Raw genomic sequence first — 20,340 nt, 5'->3', positions numbered from 1 at the left:
TCATTATTTTTTCGTAAGTGGCTACATGTCGCCAGTCTTCAGCGGAGTCTTGTCGCGAATGCGGGTTAGCACCAGCCCCAGCAGCATATAGAACACTGCCTGCAGCGCCAGGGGGTACAGCAAGGCCGAAGCCTCGTAAATGTCGGCACCACGCTGTTGAATGCTAAGCCAGGCCGGTACCGCAAAAGTGGAAGGCAGCAAAGCCGACAGCCCCACCATCCAACTGGGAACAAGGTAACTGGGCCAGCTGAAATTCGCCAGGAACAGAATGGGAATACTCATGTAGAGGAAAATCTGCATACTGGTTTCACGACGGAGGAATACCTGGGAAAGCACCATGCCGAAATTGATGGTGCTAAACAGAAACACCACGGCAAAAGCAATCATAGGTAGGAGTTGACCGCGACGGGGGAAGTCAAACAGATTATAGACCACGAAATGGTAGAACAGGATAAAGCTACAATAGTGCAAGAAGTACGCCAGGGAACGACCAAAATAGCGGTAGGGCAACTCCTCATTTTCTACGGCGGCTTCGCGATATTTCTTGCGGAACTTGCGGTGGGCGCGGGCACCACCCAGAACACAGATACCGATCACCAGAGTCTGCTGCAAGATCAACACCAATACACTGGGAACCACATAATTGGAATAGCTACCCGTGTTGTTATACAACGTCTGGATGCTCAGGGGCGTAGGGTCGCGCATGGCCATGGCCTTGGCGGCAGGCACCTTCTTGCCCAAGGCAATTCGCTTCACCTTGGTGGTAGCGCCAACAGTCAAGGCACAAGTGGTAAAGGCTGTTCCGATATTTCCGTGGAGCATCACGTAGGCGCCATGGGTGAACACATTCACGTTCACACTGCCGCCGTTGCGCAAGGTCTTTTCCATGTCCTTGGGAATAACCATGAAGCCGTAAATCTTTTCGTCGGCAAGAGCTTCTTCCGCCTCACGCATATCAGAGAAGATATAGCGCACGTCGATCTGCTGGGCCGATGCCGACATCTGTGTCAGCTGGCGAGACATAACCGTATGGTCCATATCCACCACGGCCACAGGCACCTTAGACACCGTCTGGTTCATGTAAGGCGTGGGATAATAAAAAGCATACAGGATACCGGCCACCACCAACAGCAAGACAGCGGCAGCATCCGTGTAGAAAAGTTTCCATTCAGCAAAGGCAACCTTGATGAGTCGGGCAAACAATTCAAACATTTATTTAGCCTCCTCCATCTCGTCGCCCATAATGCTTACGGAGCGCAGGTTAAGTTCCCGTTCACGTTCAGCCCTCTTTTTCCAGCGAGTAGACAGCATGAAAACTGCAAGCAGATGCCAGAAGAGAGCCATCCCCAAAAGGATCTCGATGGAATTCCAGGCATGAGCCTTTCCTGCAGCCCCAAGCAACATACAGGACTGCACCTTCAGAATGTGAGTCAGAGGCAGGCAGAAGGCAAAGCAGCGAACGGCAAAGGGCATAGCCATAATGGGGAACGTCTGACCGGCAAAGGCAAAGGCAGGGCCCGCAATCACGCCAGCCGCACTGGTAGACATGCGCATGTTTCCGGTAAGGCCAACAAACGCCGCACCGACACCATTACAGGCAAACACCATGGCCACCTGGCCACCGGCAGTCATAATGAACTCGTCCAAGGTCATAGGCGCCATAAAGCGGTGGGTATAGGCATAGACACCGATCATGGCCAAAGACTGGACAACACCCAGCGGAAGCATTGTTGCAAGCCACAAGATGGTGCGGGAATTACCGGCAGCAGCCAAATATTCACGTACGCGATGGTCACGGAAAGTCAAGCTGAACAAGTACACGGCTGCAAGAATACCTGCCAAATGGAAAATGGCCGTCACAAGCCCCATTCCCAGAAAGCCCTGATAGTTTCCGCTGGTATTTCCTACAGACTGTAACTGCACCTTAACCGGGTCGTCCATGGACTTGGTAAAGACGCCTGCCCCCACAGAAGAAACCACCGTACGGATTTCCTTGGTGGCAAAGGAATTGGTCAGGTAATTCTGGCCGCTGGAATAAACGGGAACCACCGGTGTTTCCAGGCGCAGCGCACGACGTTCCATGTCATAGGGCAGCACCACGAAAGCCTGAAGGCCACCCTTTACAACGGCGTGTTCACATTCGCTAAAGTCATGGCATTCCAAGGCCACATCCAACACCGGGTTGGCCTTGAATCCGGCCTCGATCTTATCGGCCAGCTGACTACGGTCCTGCTTGATAATTCCAATGGGAATGTGCTGCAGGATTTCCGCCGAGAACACATCCACCATAAAGACAGAGGTTCCTACAGGCAAAATCAGAAGCACCAGCCACAACACCAGATTGTGGCCGAAGTAAACTTTGCGAACCGCTCTAAAGAAATTCCGAAACACTAGAACCGTCCAGCCGAATTACTGAATCTGATCCACGGGGAAAAGGACACTCATGCCCGGGCGGAGATTTTCAATCTTCTTGGTGGGGCGCATGCGGACTTCGAAAGACTTCAAGTCGAAACCGCCACTTTCCTTGGAGCTGCGCCAGGTGGCATAGTCACCCACAGAAGCGATATAGCTGACTTCCATATCGATATGAGCCGCCAGTGCGGGAATATACATCATGAAGACCTTTCCCTTGGAGACATTCTTCAACATGTCTTCGCGAAGGTGGAATACTGCCCAGGAATCTTCCAGGTCGGTTACGGCCACCACCGGCATACCGGAACCAACCACTTCGCCTTCTTCCACCAGCTTCACAGAAACTTCACCTGCAATGGGAGCGCGGATCTTGGTTTCTTCCAGGTAGGCATCCACTTCGGCATTGGCGCCCTTAGCCTGAAGCACCAGGGCGTTGGCGGCAGCCTTATCTTCGGAGCGGGCACCGGCAAGAGCCTGGTCATACTGAGCCTTGGCGGCATCGGCGGCAGACTGGGAAGCCTTCATCTGAGTTTCAGCCTCGTCACGTTTCTGCAGCGGGAGAACGCCTTCGTTATAAAGTTTCTGAACGCGGTCGTAAGTGCTCTTTGCCAAGTTGGCGGCATCCTGAGCGCGATCGGCCATGGCCTTCAAGGCGGTAATATCTTCGGAGCGGGCACCATTCTTGGCCTTGGAAGCCTGGGCGCGGGCAGCACCGAGAGCACCCTGGGCCTGCATCTTCTTGGCCTCGATTTCAGGGCTGCTGATAATGGCCACAATGGCATTCTTTTCGACCATATCCCCTTCGCGGAAGAACAGACGTTCCACACGGCCAGGAACCTTACCGGCCACCAGAACGCGACGGGCTTCCATCTGGCCCTGCAAATAGGCATCGCGAGGTTCGGTAGCGAACTTCTGCAAAGTCGTTACGCCCAGGACAATCAGTGCGATGAGGGCGGCAACAACAAAAAACTTTCCTAAGAACTTGATAGCCTTCATTTGTCATTCTCCATTTCTAAAATCTTCGTGGTAAAACTTACTGTGCAGAGGATTCTGCAGCAGGTTCAGCAGACGGGGGTACAGGTGCAGCGGTTTCTGCAGCAGGTTCTGCAGCCGGGGCTACAGGTGCAGCGGTTTCTGCAACAGGTTCTGCAGGCGGAACAGAGGGTTCAGCAACCGGAGCCGCAGTCTGAGCGGCGGGCTGAACTACAGGCAATACAGGCTGAGCCGGGGCTGCCACAGGTTCAGAAACCTTGGCCGGTTCAACAGGAGCCTGAACGTTAGCCATCATCTCTCCGGCGTTACCCACTTCACCACTGGCTTCCAGCAAGCCAAGCCATGCAATCACGGCATCGTAATGAGCCTTCAAATCGGCCACCTGCAAACGGGAAAGTGAAAGTTCAGCATCCACCACATCGAGGCCCGTAGCAAGGCCAGCCTCGTAAGCCAAGGTCTGGCTACGATGAGCTTCTTCTGCAAGTTCGCGGGTCTTCTTCAAGCTTTCCAGGCGGCTCTTGGCATGTTCCATTTCACGCCAGCGCTTTTCTACCAGCAGCTTGATATTATCCATGGTCTGTTCTTCCATGCTGGCCAGGGAGCGATCCAGAGCCTTGGCGTTTGCCACCTTGGAACGGGTTTCGCCACCCTTGAACAAATCCCACTGGAGCTTGGCGCCTACAGCCCATTCCGGCTCCAGAATAGTCAAATCCTTGGTATAAAGTTCCTTGTAGGCGAACAAGGCGATCATAGGGTAATAATCACCCTGGGCAGCGCTAACCGCATCCTGTGAGCGCTTACGTTCGGTACGCAGCTGACGGAGACCGGGATGCTTATCCAAAGCCAAAGCCTTGAACTCTTCCATGGAATGGATATTCTCGGGAGCAAGAACCGGAGTTGTTGCAGTCAGGCTGGTATCGGTATGCAAAAGGCTTGCAAGAGCCATGCGGGCCAGAGTCTGATCGCGGTAGGAATCTTCAACAGCATTCTGGGCTTCGGCCAAAGCCACTTCGGCACGGAGGCGTTCTGCCTTGCTAATCTGGCCGCCCTCTTCCAATTTTTTTGACCGCTCCAGATGTTCTTCCAGATTCTTCTTTGTATCCTCTCGCATGATGGTCAATTCTTCGGCCAGACGCAAGGTGAAATACTTCGTAGCCACGTCCATCAGGACCGTATTCTGAGCCATGTCGAAGGCAGCCTTCTTGGCGGTCACATTTTCCTTGGCGGCGTCGTAGGCGGCGGTGCGCTTGAAACCGGTAAACAAGGGCCAAATGGCAGTCAGACGAGCGTTAAAGAAAACGTCGTCCTGAACCTTCATCTCGAAATCCCTGGATTCCTTGATCTGGTCGGAAGTGGCCTTCTGGTAAGTTTCGGCCTGCTGAACGGCGGCGTTGTGAGCATCCCTGCTAGAAACCACGCCACTCCAAATATCTCCAGCCTTTTCATCAATAATGGTCTTAGCTTGAGCCTTGGCCTGAGTCTCCGTCAAACCGGCAGCCATCATCTGTTTGACAGCCCCATCATACAGTTCCCCATATTTCTTTTCGTAGGCGGCACTGTATGTAGAAATATAAGCCTTGGAATAAGCGGCAGTCCCTGCGATATCGGCCAAGGGTCCCTGCAAGGAACTCAAGTCAATGGTAATGGGATCGTTAATCTTGGTAACGCTGGCGGTCAAAGTCAACTGGGGCAAGAAGCGGGAACGAGCCTCGGTCTGACCACTTTCAGCCATTTCCACCTTGGCCTTTTCGGCCTTGATCTGGGAGTTACTGGATTTTGCCATGGCAATGGCATCAGCAAGAGAAATAGGCGTTGCAAAGGCAACGGCGCAAGACGACAATGCAATAAACAAGCTCTTATTCATACCACGTAAAAAATAATAAACTGGACTATGGTAAACCACATAGGTAAGCAAAACTTACGATATTTACGTTTTTACTACACAAAACTTACAACCTATGTAATAAATAAAAAAGAAACCCAGTGTTTACCGCACTAGGTTTCCGCAAACTTTTAATGAAAAGTTAGATGGAGAACGTTACTTACCCAGGGTCGGTTCCGCTGCAGTCCAAGCAGAGGGGCCATAACCCATGGTGGTCAAATCCTTACGCTGCAAGCTATAACCCATGCCGTCAGCACTGGTAAGACCAGCCCATGCATCGGAATAGAGGGTTGCGTCATGCCAAGTGTAGAAGAACTTCGCATCGACACCAACACCTTCCTTGGAGAAGGGTTCCTTCACAGCGATAGTTTCACCGCGGTTAGAAAGCTTACCGGTATAGGTGAAAATCTGAACGTCTGCAGGAACTCCATAGCTGGTACGAACAAGTTCCGGACCCCAGTTATCGATAGAGATATCTTCCAGCTTTTCAGGAATCAACAGGATCCTGCCATGGGCAGGAATGACACTACTGGAAGTGAATTCGAAACCGATACCTTCAATCTTCCAGCCCTTATTCACCGTAGTGCTGAAAAGAGAAATGTCAGCGTCAGTAGCATTTACCAGTTCCATATATTCAAAGGGCAAAGCTCCCTTATCATCGGGATGGTAATGGATTTCATCAATATAGACGGAACCCAGCTTCAGAGCGGCATTCTTTTCACCCGGAGTGGCGCTAGCCAGGGGACCCTGGGCAATGGAACCGTCAGCAACATCGATCGTACCGCTGACACCTTCACTTGCGGGAATCCAGATGCTGGATTCCTGACCGGTAACAGTACCGTCTAAATAAATTTCACCACCAGTCTTTGCAACCACAAGTTCCTTATCAAAATCGTCAACACCATCCAGAACAAGATAACCGCCAGCAGGCACCACGCCAGATTTAATGGTCAAGGTATCGTTGCGACGTTTTACACGAACCCTCCATCCAGTCACATCTACAGCTTCAGAGCCAGAATTGTAAAGTTCCATCCAGGAATGATCAGCATCGCTGTCATAAGGCTTGACTTCGTTAATGCGAACCGTATTCACGGCATCGACACAGGCATCGTTGCCTACACCAGGAACGCCATAGTCAACAGCGCTGGCGCACCAGGAAACAGACTGGGCGGCAATGCCACCGGTATAGACCAGGGAACGGCCCTTACCATCGGCCAGGCTGGGCCAAGGAGGTTCGCTGCTGAAGGCGCAGGTAACGTCACCTTCACCACGGACCTTCACATTCACCACGCCACCTTCGTTAACCATCTTGCCGGTCATGTTACCAAAGACACGACCCGTAAAGGTGGGGTAAGTTTCCTTGAACTTGTCAATATCGTTGGTCACCACCACATACTCACCCTTCTTCAAGGGTTCAGCAGGGAAGTCGAAAGACACGTCGCCGCTCAGGTGCAGCAAGAAGTCCTGCATGTTGTCCATGTCCATACCGCCAGCGATATAGACTTCCACCCATTCCAGGTAGGAGCCATCCGGAGCGTTGTACATGATTTCGGAGCAGGCCATTTGAGGTTCATCCTTGTCGCTCAATGCGGAGCTAGACACCAGGACATCGGAACCAGCTGAAGTAGGAGCACTTGCAGAAGATGCAGGCACCAGGACTTCGTTTCCGTTATCGTCTACGGAAGTGATCATCTGAACGCTGGAACTAGATTCCGGTTCAGCGGAAGCACTATCATCGGAACAGGCGCTGAACATGCCCATGGCAGCCACGCAGGAACCGGTCAAAATAAGTTTCTTGATATCCATAGGAGACATCCTCTTTTTATAAAACTATTTGGTCTATATTACAAATTTTCTTCTAGGGTCTGGCCCAGCTTGGTCCAATAAGGGGTCTTGAAACGGCGGGGATTTTCATAAAGTCTCTGCCATTCAGCCGCAGCATTTCCAAACTTGGAGAATCCACCCTGTTTAAGGTTCAGGAACCGAATCAAATCGATCATCCAATAAGGAACCTGGGAACAAGGGCACTTCAGTTCCAGAACCGCATCACAGCCCGGCAAGAAGAACCTGGGAATTCCCGTGGTCTGCATATAATGGGGGTCCACCGTATAGTCAAAACCGTTCTCTTCGCGGAAACGCATGCCGGTATCGATGGTCACGCGGGAATATTCCTCGCGAAGGCCGAACCAGGCGCGACGCTTGTACTGGGTCAACAGACGGGGGTGAGCGCCATGCAGTTCTGTCTTATACAGAAAGTCCTTCAGATACTTACGATCCTTGTCGGTCTTGCAGGGCCATTCCTCAGGCTTCATATGCCAAACTTCGCCTGGATTGATTCCCTTGATGGTGGCGCGGCTCTTATAGCAGATACTCTTGATCTTGCGCTTTACCTCAAAGTGGAACGTCCCATCCTGAGCAGGGTGTTCACCATAAGTGCGAATACGCATGTTGAAGCGGTCCAGCAACTGTTTCTTCTTCCAACCCAGGAAAGTCCACGTGGGAGAATCCAGGTACAGGTTGGTAATCCAGTAAAATCCACCGGGCGTAATCTTGGAGTAATAGTCCTCTTCGCAATAGGGAGCAATGAAGGCGCCGATCTTGTCGGCCCATTCCACAGGAATGTGGTACTTCAGCTCGAAGCGTTCGAGAAGGCTAAAACCGCGGGCTTCTGCCATATTACTTCAGGCCCTTCTGCAGATGATTCATGGTTCCTTCCTGGGAAAGCACACCGGCATACATCAGCAATTCAAGATAACGGTTCAGCACTTCGGTTTCAAGCTTGATGGCGCGCATATCGCTTTCGATACCGCTTTCACGGGCACGCAGCAACAGCAGCGGGTCGGAACCGGCATTCTTTGCAAACTGTTCAAAGATAGAGCCGGCATTCACCTGTTCCACAAATTCCTTCTGGACCTTCCACTGGGCAATGAGAGCGTTAATTTCTTCTACAATCTTGGTCACCTTCTGGTTCACGGAACGGACCACATCCATGTAGTCCCCTTCGGCATCCAGTTCAGCCACCTGGTAGCGCAATTCGCTATCCTTGTTGCTGTCGAAGAACGGCAGACGGACACCCACATTCAAGAAGAACTTGTCTGCAGTCTTGCGGTTGTCATAATCGGGAACAAGAACGCTAGCCGTAGAAGTACAGTTCAACTGAGAGGTACAGCCTGTCTGGCTTGTAAATTCGTCCCTGTAATCTGCATAGGAACCTGTCGAGAATACATCATAGGCATCAAGATCCTTATACTTCTCCATCAGGGATTCCACCTTCATGGAGTAGCCGATACCTACATGGGAAATATAGTCGCGGCCCGAAGCCACATCCTGCTTGGCCTTGGAAGTTTCAGAATTCTTCTTGCCCAGAGCCTTGGCAATCTGCGGGAAGCTTTCGTCTACGGTAATGCCTTCCTGAATTTCCTTTTCCACTTCTTCCATGGTGGGGAGCCAGGAGGAATCCAGTTCCACGCCATCAAAGTCGGGCACCCACAGGCGGAGCTTTGCCTCGGCGTTAATCAGGGAAGTACTGTCGCTAATGAGTTCAGCCCTGAGGGAAGCTTCCTTTTCGAGGGCGGTCATCAGGTCCTGGGGATTAAAGCTTGCAGAACCGGACTTCAGGTGCATCACCTCGATACGGTCGGCATTCACCTGGTACTGTTCCTTGGTCAGCTTGTTCAGGCGGAGGCGCATCAGGTAATGGATGGCGCGTTCATAACGGTCATACATCAGCACGCCACGGTCTTCGGCCAGACGGGCATTCTGATACTGGACCTGGGCGTCCCAGTGGGCACGGTCAGCGGCACCTTCGCCAAAAGCCTTGGGGGTAATGCGAAGTTCAAAGTCGTGCTGGGCAAAGCTGAAACCATCAAGCTTGTAGCGCAGTTCCAGCTTGTCCCAAAGCTTGGTATTCCTTTCACCACCGGTCATCTGGGCGCGCTTCTGGGCAGCCTGGTAACGAGGGTCATTGTCAGCGGACTTGATCAGCTGTTCCCAAGTAAGAGGACCTGCAAAAACGGATGCGGCAAGAGCCAGAGAAATTAACCCAAACTTTTTCATATCAAAAACCTGTTATCCAAAACGTTCTATTTCAAAAACGTACTATTCAGAAATCGTTACCATTTCACCAAGGAGGAAGTGATTGTCTGCCGGAATGGAGATGGTCACTTCGCGACCGTAAATCGGCATTTCGGGCAGCTTCCACATACGGGTGGGGAACGGAACGATACGGCTGGAAAGACCCACAACCTTACCTTCGATAGCCTTGCCGGAACCGCCCAAGGTACGGATCTTTACCTTTTCGCCCAGGTCCATACGCTGGTACATCTTTTCGTGGATGTAGCCGCGGACCAGGGTGGGAGACTTATGAGTCAAGGTCACGATGGGAGTAAAGCTGGAAACCTTTTCGCCGTCGCGAACATTCACGGAACCTACAACCCAGCTTTCCTTGGCGACCTGGATCAGTTCTTCCTGTTCCTTCTGGAGTTCAGCCAGTTCCTTGCGGAGGTTTTCGGCTTCATTCTTACCGGTAGTCTTCTGGAGGCGGCCGCTGCTCTTGAGCAACTTGATCTGTTCGTTGGCGTTGGCCTGGGCCACTGCCAGTTCGTTCTTCAGGCTCTTGATCTGCATGGCCATGGCGTCGTTGCCATCGCTGTCGCCGTTAGAATTCTTGAGGCTCTTCAGCTTAGAGGCGATTTCCTTGTTCTTCTTGTATTCAGTTTCAAGGTTACGGATTTCGGCCTTCAGGGTCAAGCTGCGGGTAGCGAGAGTTGCCTTGACTTCGGCCACCTTCTGGTCGATTTCTGCAGTAGAAAGATTGCTGCGGCCTTCCAGGGCGTCAAGCTCGCGGGTCACTTCGTTAATGCGCAAAGTCAGGTCGGGGCGGTTCAGCTGGACGATGGTGTCGCCGGCATTGATGGCCTGGCCAGGAACCACATGGACCTTCACAATTTCAGTAGCGCTAGGAACACTGATGGTAGTTTCGTCAGCTTCGGCAATACCCTGGAACATGGTAGCCTTGCCCTGGTAAACCATACCCAGGACAATCACCACCAGAATGCTCAGGCACCAGGCGTAGAGCAGCTTGTACTTGTAGACGTGGGCCACACCGGGATTGGTCTTGTGGGTGTTCCAGAAGTTATCGAGAATTTCTTCAATCTTAGACATCTTTTACCCCTTACATTTCCGTGGTGGCGTCTTGCATCATGAAACTAATGTCAGAAATGCCTTCTACAGCAGAAAGTTCCTTCAGGATCTCTGCAGCAGGACGGTTGGCACGGAGACGGACCTGGTAGGCGCAATCCACACGGGCACCGCCATCAACCTCGCGCATGGTAATGAGCACGTAGGTCTTGATGTTCTTGCGCATGATATCTTCGATAGCCTGACGGGGAGCGGATTCATTGGGCATAGCAAAGCGGAGCATGCCGTCAAAGAAGTGCTTGGTACCCAGACCGGTACGGGAAAGGAGGAAAGCTACAGCGCAGAAGGCCAAGGTACCGCCGGCTGCAGCACCCCAGGCGTACACACCGCAACCGATACCGGCGCCCAGGGAAGCGAAAATGAACATGATGTCGCGGGGGTCTTTAAAGCTGGTACGGAAGCGAACCACGGAAAGGGCACCCATCATACCAAGACCACGTCCTACGTTATCACCGATGGCAGACATCACCATGGCGGCCACCACAGAACTCAGGACGATACCCTGAACAAAATTACGGGAATAGGACAGGCCAAGGAAGGTCTTTTCGTAAGTCCAGGCAATAACGGAAGAAAGAATAAAGGCCAGAATAAGAGTGTAGGCCAGAGTAATCAGAGAAGCGTTGGCTGTGCCGGACTGGACAGCTAAAAGGTCTAACATAAAGACTCCGTTGGTTTACTGTATTTTTGCCCCCATAATTTACCTTTTTAAGCCCTAAATTTAAGGGTTTTTGTGTAAATTCGGCTGAACAAAGCAAACCAAACAGCACCTTTGAGGCCATTTTCGGGAATAAATCACCTCAATTTTTCAAACACCAACCGTAATATAATCTAAAAAATCAGTTAAAACGCCCTATTTGCATTTTTTTACGTCCGCCTCGTTCGGATACGAGAGCCTCGATCAAGAAGAGGAGGGCGGCAAGACCCAGGAAAATCTGGTAACGGTCCTGGTAGTTTTCCATACGGTCGCTGGCCTGTTCCTTCTTTTCGAGGGATGCGATTTCGGTCAGCACCTTCTGGAGCTGGAACTCACCGGGACTGGCATAGAAATACAGGCCGCCGGTGACGCTGGCGATTTCCTGGAGGGTTCCGTCTTCAAGGCGGGTAGTCACAATGTTACCCTGGACGTCCTTCTTGTAGGCCACTTCCCCATTGCGGCTGGGCACGGGAATAGGCACGCCTTCGCGGGAACCGATACCGATGGTATAGATGCGGATCCCCATTTCTGCGGCTTCCTTGGCGGCATTCACGGCGGCAGCTTCCAGTTCTTCACCATCGCTCATAAGGATCATGACGGAATACTGGCCACCAGTGCCGGCATTCCTGTACAGCGACATACCCTTGCGGATAGCGTTTTCCAGATTGGTGCCGGGCATGAGCCAGCCGGGATTCAGTTCACGGAGCATCATCTGCACGGTACCGTAATCCAGAGTCAGGGGAACCATGACCTGGGCTTCGCCGGAGAAGGCCACCAGACCGACGCGGTCGCCGGAAAGGCTTTCCAGGAAGGCGGAAATCTCGTGACGGCTGCGGGTCAGACGGTTCGGCTTGATGTCTTCTGCCAACATGGAAAGGGAAATATCCTGAAGCAGCACCAGATCCAGACCGCGACGTTCAATATGTTCCATCTTACGGCCCCACTGGGGTCGAGCCAGAGCCACAAACAAGAAAGCGATGGCCAACAGCAGCAACAGCACCTTGGCAAGTCTACGCCAGGGGGACACCGAGGTGGAAAGCTTCGGCAGCATGGAAAGAGAGACAAAGCGGGCAGCCAGCTTCTTGCGACGGTGATAGGCGTACACAAAGAGCAAGGCAAACAGCGGGAGGGTCAGCAAGCCCCACAAAAACATCGGTTCAGCAAAACGCATGGCAAATAGTTAAGAGTGAATAGTGAACAGTGAATAGTGAAGAGGTCTTTTGACGTGTCATTCTGAACTTGTTTCAGAATCCCATGAATGCACGAGACCCTGAGCGCCCTCAGGGTGACGCCAAGCGCCTCCGGCGCGATTATAGGATCTTGTATCTGAATCCTGCCTCACGGGATCCTCACGAATCTTGTGTTGGCGAGGAGCAGTTCCAGCAAGATCAACAGGGCGCCAACTAACAACCAGGGGTAAAACTTTTCTGCATAGCGGGCATAGGCCACCGTCTCGATTTCTGTCTTTTCCAGTTCATCGATTTCGGAATAGATCTTTTCAAGTTCGTCCTTGTTCTCGGCGCGGTAGAAACGGCCGCCGGTCTTCTGGGCAACAGCCTTCAGAACATCTTCATCGATACCTTCTTCGGGGGTAATATCACGTTCGCCCCAGCTAATATCCCCTGTCCAGGGGTTCTGCTGGAAGGCCAGAATCTTGCCATTGCGCTTACCCACGCCAATGGTATAAACCTTTACGCCCAGGGACTTGGCCACTTCGGCGGCACGAACTGGCGGAATCACGCTGGCGTTATCCTTACCGTCGGTCAAGAGGACCACCACCTTGGACTTGGCCTCGGACTTTTCGAGTCGTGCCAGGGCGTTCATCAATCCATCACCGATAGCGGTACGGCCGGCAATAACGGAATCCTTGGCCAGTTCATCGCTGGCGCCCAGAATTTCAAGAAGGCTCCCGTAATCCAGAGTCAGGGGGCACTGGGTCATGGCGCGGGAACCAAAGGCCGACAGGCCGATACGGTCGCTATGGCGCTTCTTTATAAAGTCTGCGATGACCTCCTGAGCGTACCCCATACGGCTATACTTCCAGTAGGCTCCGGTCTTCAAAATTCGTTCGGCATTCATGACCCCAAGTTTTGCCTGTTCGGCGCGGGTCAACATATCCAAGGTACCCATGGAGCCCGAAACGTCCAAGGTCAGCATGATATCGACGCCATCGGTAGAGGTGTATTCCACTTCCATGGCATTCTGGGGGCGGGCCAGGGCAAAAACAAAACAGCAGAGGGCAGCCAGTCGCAGGGCCGGCACAATGTGGCGGAACTTGACACGACGGCTGGGGACCGCCTTCTTGGCGATGGACAGGGCAGGGAACTTGATGGTACTCTTGCGGCGTCTATTGCGGTAGATATAAGAGGCAATAAGAATAGGAACCAGAAGCAGAAGCCAGAAGGCCTCGGGATTCTGAAAATGCAAGGTACCGATATCCATAAAAAACTCCAAATGACATCAAATATTCGTTTAGCGGTTCATAATATACAAAAAAAGGCCCCCCTACTTACGTAGAGAGACCTTATCTTAAAAATCAGCTCTTAAAAAAGCTTAGAATTTAACCACAGTCCAGCTTACGGGCTTTGCTTCTTCGGGGTTTGCCATGCCAGTCTTGTTCTTGGGCAGCACGTAGAAGGAAACCTTTTCAGCAGAAGTGATAGAAGAAGGCAGGTTAGTCAGAGTTTCAGAGTAGCTGGTGGAAGACGTGTAGGTGAACTGGACGAAATCGTTGGATTCGTCGGTCTTGTAGTAGATTTCGTAGGTATCTACATCACCAGTGGGAGCCTTCCAGGTCAGGTTCAGGTTCATCATGGCCAGGAGTTCAGAATCGCTATAGCCATAGTCTTCTTCGTATTCAGGATCATAGCCGGTGGTATCCACAAAGACCTTCAAGTTGGAGACCTGACCAGGCAGGGCAACGGAACCGATGGTGAATACGTCAGAGTAGACAACCTTGCCACCTTCCTTGCTGTAGGCAACACCGTTAACGGTGTAGGAAGCGTCATCGCTCCAGCTACCGGAAACCGGTTCGATAACCACAGTCTTCTTGTCCTTAGACAGAGACTGGGTGGTAAGAACAGCATAACCGTTACGCTTGACAGTCCAGTTGTTCAGCAGGGAGTCTGCATCCAGAGCGGTAGAGAAGGTCAGTTCGATGTTCTTGTCGGTATCCATCTTGCTGAGATTGCTGCTCAGGAAGTGAGGAGCCTTGGAGTCACGCTTCAGGACCAGCATGTCCATATCCTTGGAAGAACCGGTACGGACACCCACAGCGGAAACGGAATTTTCGGGAATGTAGATCTTTTCGTCGATGGTAGACTGAACAGTTTCGATGCTAAACTCAACCTTTTCGGCCACGTCTTCGAACTTGTAGGAGCCATCCTTGCCAGTCTTCATTTCGATTTCAGACGGGAAGATGGAAGCTTCGGGGTAAGAAAGGATCACGGTCACGTTCTTGGCCGGGTTCAGGTTGCCAGTTTCGGCATCGCGGTAGTAGACGTTACCGGAAACGGTGACGCCAGCCTTGTACATGGGAATGGTCTGCACCACGTCAGGAACGCGGGACACGTCGTTTGCACCGGTTTCTTCGACGCTGACATAGGAACGGACAGTTGCGTAACCGCTCTTGGAAACTTCGAAGATGTAGCCACCGATATCGTTATTGTCAAAAACGACATAACCGCTGGAATCAGTCTTTTCGGTTGCGGCACTGTACTGAGAGCGGACAGAAGCACCAGCGACCGGAGTGTTGGCATCGCCATCCATCACGGACAGGGTAATCTTGCCCTTGCACTTGGCTTCTTCAAAAGAATTGACGACAGTGTTGTCGGAGCAGGCTGCGAGCATAGCAATAGCAGCTGCGGGAACGAGAATCTTTTTCATATTTTCCTCTTTAGGTTAAATCCCCTATTGGACTCGCATACAATATAGCATATTGCGTAAGATTTTTATTGCCTTTTCGTCAATTCCACAAACCTGATTTAAGCCTTACTGAAAAAATCCAGAATTTTTTGCTTATACTCGTGATTTTCGTCATAGGCGGCATGGCCCAGCCCCTCATACATGAAGAATTCGCTGGGGACGTTTTCGGCCTGGAGCTTGGCAAAAATCTTTTCGGAAGCAACAGTCGTGACTACGGAGTCATTACCGGCAGCGATCACATAGACCGGACACCTGATCTTGCCCAAGTCATCGTAAGTATCCACTCCGGCACAGGCGGCGGACATAATGGAAAAACGATGCATTTCTTCGGGAGTCACACCGGAATTCATTTTCAGCAGCACCTTGCGCCAGCGATCCACGAATTCCTTGCTGAAGCAGTTGTCGATGAAGGAATTCACCAGTTCCTCGGCACGGCCTTCAATAGCCATGTCGGTCCAGCCGCCGATACATTCCAGCTGGCGGGGTTCCGCACGGGAAGAGGAAGAACCAAGTACCAGCTTACGGATCAGTTCCGGATGGTTGATGGCCATGTACTGGGCCACCATGCCGCCCTGTGACGAACCAAAAACGTCAGCGTCCTTGATTCCGAGGACCTTGAGGGTTTCGGCCAGGTCTTCGGCCATTTGCGAAATGGGGTACACTTCCGGAGGGTTCTTGATTCGATCAAAAAGGTAGCAGGTATAGTCCTGCTTAAAAATCTTATAGCCAACTTCAACCGACGAAGCCGAGTTCAACACATTCTTGAGGCTAAGACCAGGAATAATGATGAACGTCTTGGGACCATCACCAAACTTAGCATATTCCATTTCAAATTTTTCGGTTTTTACCGATAGGATTTCTGCCATAACGACCTCCGTAAGGAGCTCAAATATAGTAAATTCAGAACGTCAAATTTTTATTTTCGGTCCATCATGAAATTTCAGCATTTTACATTCAATCCGTTCGGCGTGAACTGCTTCGTATTGAGCAACGAACAGGGCGATGCCATCCTTATCGATCCCAGCGTTTCAAACACAATGGAACAGCAGACATTGGACAAGTACATCAAGGAGAATAACCTGACGGTGCGAAGGATGCTGAATACCCACCTGCACCTGGACCATGTGCTAGGCAACGCCTTCGTGGAACGCACCTACGGCGTAAAGGCAGAAGCCCACCAGGAAGATGAATTTCTTTTGGATCTGCAGGAAGAACAAAGCGAACTTTATGGGTTACCGTTTGAGGATCCCGCCCCCGCCCTGGGGGACTATATCGCCGAGGGCGATACAGTGGAAGTCCCCGGAGTAAAACTCCATGTCCTTCACGTGGCAGGCCACTCCCCCGGCGGCGTCGCATTCTACTGCGAAAAGGCTTCACTGCAGTTAGCTCCATCAAAAAGCATCGAGGTTCCGCTACTGTTCTCGGGAGACATCCTCTTCGCCGGAAGCCGCGGACGCTCCGACCTTTTCGGAGGCGACGATCACGCCCTGGTAACGGGAATCAAGAACAAGCTGTTGACACTGCCCCCAGACACCATCGTACTCCCCGGCCATGGTCCAAGCACAACCATCGAAGAAGAAAGAAAATCGCAATTCTGAGCGAAGAGCGGGGAACGATGAGCCGTGAGCGACGAGCTAGATAATCGCGCCAACGGTGCCTAAGTTGTTAACTCATATCTCGTAAATGATAATTTTCTCTAGGCGATAGGCTTCAGGCGTTCAGGGTCTCGTACATTCATGGGATTCTGAAACAAGTTCAGAATGACACGTCAAAAGATCTCTTCACTATTCACTGCTTACTTCTTCTCAACCACTTTCCCCAGGGGGGTCTGCATTTGTCGGCGGAAGTTGGCGTAGATGCTGGGAGAGGTGATGTGGTACAGCGATTCCTTCACCATGGTCTCTACGTTAAAGGCCAGGGAATCGAAAACGTACTTGTAGCTTTCGATGGTATCGTCGAAGCCGATGACATAAGGACGGGGGTAGCCCTTGTCGCTATAGATGTCCAACAAGGTCAAGGCCACCCAATCGTTAGAACACACAAACGAATTGAGGGTCGCCCCATCCAATAGCCGTTCCACCATGGCACGCAAATACGCCTGGGGAGTGACGCCCTCTTCGGCGGCCACATCGGGAATATCAAAGGGACTGGCAAAGCGGTCATCCACCAAAGGCAAAACTTCCAATCCAGAAATTTCCAAACCTTCCATTCGGGCCTTAGACCAGAAGCTGTTATGGAAGGGCGAAATAAAATGCACCCTCTGCAAGCCCTTGGACTTCAGGTGTTGCGCCACGATAACGCCCGCTTCCTTACCAAAGGCCACATTGTAGAACGCCCACTTCTTTCGGTTCTGTGTCGTCTTGGGAACATCATTGGGGGAATACTCCCACCACACCGAAATGGGGCCCGTGAACTTTGCAAAATGATTGAACAGGTTCGAGGGATTGAACACCAGCCAGGTCGACAGGAATGCACCCAGACAGTGAACGTCATCCCTGGGAACAAAGGGGCGTCCATCCGAAGCAAACAGGGTATCGCTGGATTCGTGATAGCCTACGAAATGCACCGCGATTTTCTGTTCCGCTGCAAACTGGGACATCATGCGGAATACTTCGGATTCACGTTCCGCATCGATCCTAAAATGGCCATGTTCATCGGAACGGTGGACGAAAATAATGTAGTTGGAAAATCCGACCGGACGTTCTTCGTTAAAATAATACTTGGCCCCCACCTGGCGCAGCACGCCGCGGGCCACCTGGGCGCTTAAAAAATTCTTGACGCTGTAGGGCGAAACCTTGTAGCGGATCGACAGTTCCTTAATAGAAGGCAAACGTTCGAAGGCATTCAGGAATCCCGCTTCCAGGTCTCTGGCGAACTGGGCTTCCACTACGGAATTGGTATCGCTCTTGGGAACCGACATGGCCACGGGCAGATCGCCCCAGAAACAGCCCTTGCCCTGATAAGACTTGATAAAGCCCTCGTCCGAAAGTTCCCTATAGGCCTTGTGGACGGTAGCGGTAGAAAGCCCCAACTGGGCAGCCATCTTACGAACCGACGGCATCTTGTCGCCATCGTTAAAACCGGCTGCGGCAATGGACTTCTTTACGTCTTCAATTAGCATGTCTATTCCCTCTTTCACCCTAAACTATAATAAATTTATACGAGCATGCAGCAGAGCAAGGGAAGAATTTTGTGGATTGACGAGTTCAAGGGATTCGTCCTGTTACTGGTGTGCCTATTCCATGTGGAACAGTCCTTCAAGAATATCGACTTCGGGATGTTGCACCTGAGCGCCATGCGCATGTCCGCCTTCTTCTTTATTTCCGGGGTGCTGTTCAGTACCCGCCGATTCAAGGATTTCAAGAGCTACGCCCTCCACAAGACCGAAGTGCTGCTCCTCCCCTACATCTGGCTTTCGCTGCTGTTCCTGGCCCTAGATCCTGTGGTATGGAACTTTGACTGGTTCCCCCGAGCCCCCAAGATGCAAGTATTGACAATCCGGCCCGAAATCCACACCCTCAAGGATTATGTAGGATGGAACCTGGCCAAGATATTCGTGGCGGGGAAATCCTGCATCGGGTCGGGACCTATCTGGTTTGTATTTACGTTGTATTCCATCAGCCTGATGTTCTTTGGAGTACAAAAAACCAGCGTCATTCTGAGCAACGCGAAGAATCCAGTCCTTCAGAAAATAATTGTAGCCGCCGTTGCCGCAAGCAGTTTAATCGCTGGTTGGTTGCTTTTCAAAAACCACATCCGCCTGCCCCTGGGAATCGAACGTGACCTGACCTGCCTTGCCTTCTTCGCCCTGGGCAACCTCTGTAAGGAAGCCATCCAGAAGTTAAGCAAGCATTCCCTATTGACTTTCTTTTTAACGATTGCGGCACTAGCCCTCTACATCTATTTTGAAAAGCCAGATCCCTGGTTCAGCATCATGAACAACGACCTGGGAAAAGATTTGCCCCAGTTCATATTGAGTTCCATTTTTGGTATTTTGACGCTGATCGGGGCCTTCCAACTTTTTTCAAAACTGCCGGATGTAAACGTCCTGCGCATCGTCAAGGGAATCCTGCGGAACATCTCCCGGAACGCCCTGATCATCCTGGCGGTTCACTGGTGGGCGCTGCTGGTGTTGCGAACCGTATTCAAGCCTCAGCTGGACAAACCTATTATCGCCTACCTCTCGATCCTGATCGTAACCGCATTCTCAATCGGAGCCATTCCCCTGTTCCGCTGCAAACTCTACAAAGTCATCGGCAAGGAAAAGACAACCGTCAAGGAAAGCCTGAGCATTAAGTGAGAATTCATATCTCGTAACTCATATCTAATCTACAGTGCTCTTAGCCAGGCCATGAATTTTTTGCTGTCGGGGTCACCGATTTTACTTAGGTTTTCTACTTGTTCAAATAAGCATCTGTAAGCGACAAGGCAGTTCTTGCGAGACACGGCGTACTCGGTGCTATTCTTTTTTGAGGTGTTGTTATCCAGGGCCTTACGGCACTGAACATATTGATTATATTCCCGCAGCAAGGTAGCCACCCGTTCATCCATGGCCACTTCCTTCAGCTTTTCCATGGGAATGGCAGACGCGATCCGCACCGCATTTACAATGGTCGCTTTCACTTCTACGACACGATACCCCCACACGGCATCATCAAAGGCTTCTACAAGAGTAGACACCAGTTCCTTGTGTTTAGAGCTATTATAGCGGGCAAGCGATTTTACGCCCAGTCGACATATTTTATATGCATTTACAATATTCCAACGGCATTGAGCAAGATTCAAATTCTTGGGAACCAGGATAACTTTGGACAACGCAGAAACTTGCGCTACATAGTTTTGAACAGCATGGGTAAGCAAGGGATTGGTAATCATCTTTGCGCCCTCACTAATTTCAAGATGTTGCTTCAAAAAAGAAATCATCCCCATGTCACTAAAGTAATTAATCTTTTTATGATTCATGCTCCATAACCTTCATTTACTCAAAATATAGAAAAAGCTTATGCTCAACATTTGCATAAATTAATCATACTTTATATTTACCAAAATCCACCATTTGTATACAAGCGCACAAAAAGTTCCGCTAATTTACTATTACACCGACACATTTCCATGTAAAAGTTCTGCGGACTCACATTTCGTATTATGCATTCCCATGTGTTCATGGCTCAAGGCTACTATTGCACACATACATTCCCATGTAAAAGTTCTACGGACTCACATTTCGTATTATGCA

The 20,340-nt window shown here is 51.2% G+C and carries 17 protein-coding genes; 2 read left to right on the top strand and 15 right to left on the bottom strand.

Going from position 1 to position 20,340, the window contains the following annotated elements:
* Nucleotides 1–21: 21 nt before the first annotated feature.
* The 13 genes from B7992_RS07690 to B7992_RS07630 all read right to left on the bottom strand — a co-directional run bounded on the left by B7992_RS07690 (nucleotide 22) and on the right by B7992_RS07630 (nucleotide 15,970).
* The gene (locus B7992_RS07690) at nucleotides 22–1,212 is read right to left on the bottom strand and encodes an ABC transporter permease (protein WP_254917649.1); all 1,191 of its coding nucleotides are present in this window, start codon (nucleotides 1,210–1,212) and stop codon (nucleotides 22–24) included.
* Nucleotides 1,213–2,391: an ABC transporter permease gene (locus tag B7992_RS07685; RefSeq protein ID WP_141099788.1), complete on the bottom strand. Its 1,179-nt coding sequence runs from the start codon at nucleotides 2,389–2,391 to the stop codon at nucleotides 1,213–1,215.
* Between the two features lie 18 nt (nucleotides 2,392–2,409).
* On the bottom strand, nucleotides 2,410–3,408 hold the full coding sequence (locus B7992_RS07680; protein WP_073285418.1) for an HlyD family secretion protein: 999 nt from the start codon (nucleotides 3,406–3,408) through the stop codon (nucleotides 2,410–2,412).
* Nucleotides 3,409–3,445: 37 nt separating this feature from the next.
* A complete protein-coding gene (locus B7992_RS07675; RefSeq protein WP_088665966.1) occupies nucleotides 3,446–5,269 on the bottom strand; it encodes a TolC family protein in 1,824 nt (607 codons plus the stop codon).
* Between the two features lie 174 nt (nucleotides 5,270–5,443).
* Nucleotides 5,444–7,093 (bottom strand): lamin tail domain-containing protein, encoded by a 1,650-nt coding sequence (locus B7992_RS07670; RefSeq protein ID WP_176421884.1) that lies wholly within the window; start codon nucleotides 7,091–7,093, stop codon nucleotides 5,444–5,446.
* A 38-nt stretch (nucleotides 7,094–7,131) separates the two neighbouring features.
* Nucleotides 7,132–7,962, bottom strand: a complete 831-nt coding sequence (locus B7992_RS07665; protein ID WP_073158733.1) for a polyphosphate polymerase domain-containing protein — start codon at nucleotides 7,960–7,962, stop codon at nucleotides 7,132–7,134.
* 1 nt (nucleotide 7,963) lies between these two features.
* Nucleotides 7,964–9,343, bottom strand: a complete 1,380-nt coding sequence (locus B7992_RS07660; RefSeq protein WP_088665964.1) for a hypothetical protein — start codon at nucleotides 9,341–9,343, stop codon at nucleotides 7,964–7,966.
* 42 nt (nucleotides 9,344–9,385) lie between these two features.
* Nucleotides 9,386–10,450, bottom strand: coding sequence for an HlyD family secretion protein (locus B7992_RS07655; RefSeq protein ID WP_073158728.1), 1,065 nt, complete (start codon nucleotides 10,448–10,450; stop codon nucleotides 9,386–9,388).
* A gap of 10 nt (nucleotides 10,451–10,460) precedes the next feature.
* Nucleotides 10,461–11,144 (bottom strand): DUF4956 domain-containing protein, encoded by a 684-nt coding sequence (locus B7992_RS07650; protein ID WP_073158725.1) that lies wholly within the window; start codon nucleotides 11,142–11,144, stop codon nucleotides 10,461–10,463.
* A gap of 178 nt (nucleotides 11,145–11,322) precedes the next feature.
* Nucleotides 11,323–12,351, bottom strand: coding sequence for a VWA domain-containing protein (locus tag B7992_RS07645; RefSeq protein ID WP_073158723.1), 1,029 nt, complete (start codon nucleotides 12,349–12,351; stop codon nucleotides 11,323–11,325).
* A gap of 167 nt (nucleotides 12,352–12,518) precedes the next feature.
* Entirely contained in the window at nucleotides 12,519–13,622 is a 1,104-nt protein-coding gene (locus tag B7992_RS07640) for a VWA domain-containing protein (RefSeq protein ID WP_073158720.1), read from the bottom strand.
* Nucleotides 13,623–13,733: 111 nt separating this feature from the next.
* Entirely contained in the window at nucleotides 13,734–15,065 is a 1,332-nt protein-coding gene (locus tag B7992_RS07635; RefSeq protein ID WP_073158717.1) for a fibronectin type III domain-containing protein, read from the bottom strand.
* Nucleotides 15,066–15,163: 98 nt separating this feature from the next.
* A complete protein-coding gene (locus B7992_RS07630; protein ID WP_088665963.1) occupies nucleotides 15,164–15,970 on the bottom strand; it encodes an alpha/beta fold hydrolase in 807 nt (268 codons plus the stop codon).
* 66 nt (nucleotides 15,971–16,036) lie between these two features.
* Here B7992_RS07630 and B7992_RS07625 point away from each other — a divergent pair, with 66 nt between their 5' ends.
* Nucleotides 16,037–16,702, top strand: a complete 666-nt coding sequence (locus B7992_RS07625) for an MBL fold metallo-hydrolase (protein WP_088665962.1) — start codon at nucleotides 16,037–16,039, stop codon at nucleotides 16,700–16,702.
* Between the two features lie 197 nt (nucleotides 16,703–16,899).
* On the opposite strand, the gene B7992_RS07620 is transcribed toward B7992_RS07625, so the two are convergent.
* Nucleotides 16,900–18,225, bottom strand: coding sequence for a GntR family transcriptional regulator (locus B7992_RS07620; RefSeq protein WP_073158700.1), 1,326 nt, complete (start codon nucleotides 18,223–18,225; stop codon nucleotides 16,900–16,902).
* Between the two features lie 45 nt (nucleotides 18,226–18,270).
* Between B7992_RS07620 and B7992_RS07615 the strand changes: the two genes are divergently transcribed.
* Complete coding sequence (locus tag B7992_RS07615) at nucleotides 18,271–19,404, top strand: acyltransferase (protein ID WP_088665961.1); 1,134 nt, start codon at nucleotides 18,271–18,273, stop codon at nucleotides 19,402–19,404.
* A gap of 29 nt (nucleotides 19,405–19,433) precedes the next feature.
* On the opposite strand, the gene B7992_RS07610 is transcribed toward B7992_RS07615, so the two are convergent.
* Complete coding sequence (locus tag B7992_RS07610; protein WP_139258292.1) at nucleotides 19,434–20,027, bottom strand: hypothetical protein; 594 nt, start codon at nucleotides 20,025–20,027, stop codon at nucleotides 19,434–19,436.
* Nucleotides 20,028–20,340: the final 313 nt, after the last annotated feature.

The organism is Fibrobacter sp. UWH1 (assembly GCF_002210365.1).
Lineage (GTDB): Bacteria > Fibrobacterota > Fibrobacteria > Fibrobacterales > Fibrobacteraceae > Fibrobacter.
The sequence above is the reverse complement of the archived record's forward strand: the minus strand, read 5'-3'. Positions and strand labels throughout refer to the sequence as shown.

Coding starts and splice junctions, on each gene's coding strand:
- B7992_RS07690 (WP_254917649.1), bottom strand. CDS start 1,212: ATGTTTGAATTGTTTGCCCGACTCATCAAGGTTGCCTTTGCTGAATGG.
- B7992_RS07680 (WP_073285418.1), bottom strand. CDS start 3,408: ATGAAGGCTATCAAGTTCTTAGGAAAGTTTTTTGTTGTTGCCGCCCTC.
- B7992_RS07675 (WP_088665966.1), bottom strand. CDS start 5,269: ATGAATAAGAGCTTGTTTATTGCATTGTCGTCTTGCGCCGTTGCCTTT.
- B7992_RS07670 (WP_176421884.1), bottom strand. CDS start 7,093: ATGGATATCAAGAAACTTATTTTGACCGGTTCCTGCGTGGCTGCCATG.
- B7992_RS07665 (WP_073158733.1), bottom strand. CDS start 7,962: ATGGCAGAAGCCCGCGGTTTTAGCCTTCTCGAACGCTTCGAGCTGAAG.
- B7992_RS07660 (WP_088665964.1), bottom strand. CDS start 9,343: ATGAAAAAGTTTGGGTTAATTTCTCTGGCTCTTGCCGCATCCGTTTTT.
- B7992_RS07655 (WP_073158728.1), bottom strand. CDS start 10,450: ATGTCTAAGATTGAAGAAATTCTCGATAACTTCTGGAACACCCACAAG.
- B7992_RS07650 (WP_073158725.1), bottom strand. CDS start 11,144: ATGTTAGACCTTTTAGCTGTCCAGTCCGGCACAGCCAACGCTTCTCTG.
- B7992_RS07645 (WP_073158723.1), bottom strand. CDS start 12,351: ATGCGTTTTGCTGAACCGATGTTTTTGTGGGGCTTGCTGACCCTCCCG.
- B7992_RS07640 (WP_073158720.1), bottom strand. CDS start 13,622: ATGGATATCGGTACCTTGCATTTTCAGAATCCCGAGGCCTTCTGGCTT.
- B7992_RS07635 (WP_073158717.1), bottom strand. CDS start 15,065: ATGAAAAAGATTCTCGTTCCCGCAGCTGCTATTGCTATGCTCGCAGCC.
- B7992_RS07630 (WP_088665963.1), bottom strand. CDS start 15,970: ATGGCAGAAATCCTATCGGTAAAAACCGAAAAATTTGAAATGGAATAT.
- B7992_RS07625 (WP_088665962.1), top strand. CDS start 16,037: ATGAAATTTCAGCATTTTACATTCAATCCGTTCGGCGTGAACTGCTTC.
- B7992_RS07620 (WP_073158700.1), bottom strand. CDS start 18,225: ATGCTAATTGAAGACGTAAAGAAGTCCATTGCCGCAGCCGGTTTTAAC.
- B7992_RS07615 (WP_088665961.1), top strand. CDS start 18,271: ATGCAGCAGAGCAAGGGAAGAATTTTGTGGATTGACGAGTTCAAGGGA.
- B7992_RS07610 (WP_139258292.1), bottom strand. CDS start 20,027: ATGATTTCTTTTTTGAAGCAACATCTTGAAATTAGTGAGGGCGCAAAG.